Source organism: Geodermatophilus chilensis (assembly GCF_002802985.1).
Taxonomy (GTDB): Bacteria; Actinomycetota; Actinomycetes; order Mycobacteriales; family Geodermatophilaceae; genus Geodermatophilus; species Geodermatophilus chilensis.
In genome coordinates this window covers 1-1313 of the sequence record NZ_NVPT01000353.1, presented here as the reverse complement: position 1 = coordinate 1313, position 1313 = coordinate 1, and the positions used below count along the sequence as shown (strand labels likewise).

At 76.7% G+C, this 1313-nt stretch carries 1 protein-coding gene; it reads left to right on the top strand.

The genetic code is table 11. From position 1 onward, the window contains the following. Positions 1 to 1215 (top strand): Hsp70 family protein (locus CNO22_RS27090; protein ID WP_157937169.1); only part of this gene is annotated, 1215 nt, incomplete at its 5' end. Between the last annotated feature and the right edge of the window lie 98 nt (positions 1216 to 1313).

Genomic DNA, 1313 nt, shown 5'->3' with positions numbered 1-1313 from the left:
GGGCCTGTGCGCAACGGCGAGTACGGGTTGGGGATCGACGTCGGCGACGGCGCCGTCTCCGCGGCGGTCTGCGGGCCGGACGGCGGGGCGGTGCCGCTGCCGCTCGGCGGGGGGCCGGTCACGGTGGCGGTCGGGGACGACGGGCGGACCGCCCTCGTCCCGGCCGACGGGACGGCGGGCCGCGCGGCCCTGGTGGCGCGGGTCGGCGACCCGGTGCCGGTGTACACCGGCGGGCACGCGGTGTCGGCCGCCGAGCTGGTCGCCGACGCGGTCCAGCGGGTGCGGGAGCTCGCGGCCGAGCGGGAGGGCCGCCCCGACGCGTGGACGGTGGTCACCGTGCCGCCGTCGTGGGCCGGACACCGCTGCGCCGCCCTGGCCGCCGCGCTCACTGCCGCCGGCGTCCCGCGCTTCTCCCTGGTGTCCTCCGCCGTCGCGGCCGTCGCCGCGCACGTCGCGGCCGGGGACCTGCCGCCCGAGCCGACGGTCGCCGTCTACGACCTGGGCGCCCGGTCCCTGGACACCGCCGTCGTGGGTCCCGGTCCGGACCGGCCGCTGGCGCACCTCGCCGTCCCCCCGGCACCGCTGCCCTGGGGCGGGCGGGACGTCGACGACCTCGTCCTCGCCCACGTCCTCGACTGCCTGGGCGCGCCCACCGGGGAGGCCGGCGCACTGCGGGAAGCCAGCCGGGCGGCCAAGGAGGAGCTGTCGACGGCCACCGTGGTCCGGGTCGGGACCGAGGGCCCGGACGGACCGGTCCGGCTCACCCGCGAGGAACTCGACGAGGTGCTGGCCGGGCCGGTGCGGGAGTCGGCCGAGGCGCTCGCCACCACGGTCGCCGCCGCGGGGCTCGAGCCCGACGGGCTGGACGGCGTGGTGCTGGCCGGCGGTGGCGTGCGGGTGCCGCTGGTCGCCGAGACGCTCTCCGACGAGCTGGGCCGACCGCTGGTCGTGGGCGCCGACCCCGCGCTGACCCCGGCGCTCGGGGCGGCCGCGCTGGCGGCGGAGGCACTCGGAGCGGAGACACTCGCGGCGGAGGCGCTGGCGGCCGGGACGCCGACGCCGGAGGAGCGCGCCGCCGAGCCGCCCGCCGAGGCGAGGTCCCCCGCTGGGCCGCAGGACCCGCCTGCGGCCCAGCGGGGGACCTCGCCTCGGCGGGCGGCCCCTGCCTTTTATACACACTTTACGCTGCCGACGACTCTTTACTTGTTGAACTAGGGGGTCTTCGTATCGTCACTAAGACGACACTGTCTTCTCATCTCGTAGCATACATCTGCTATATCACTCATGCTAGCTTGTATGATATATTCACATGT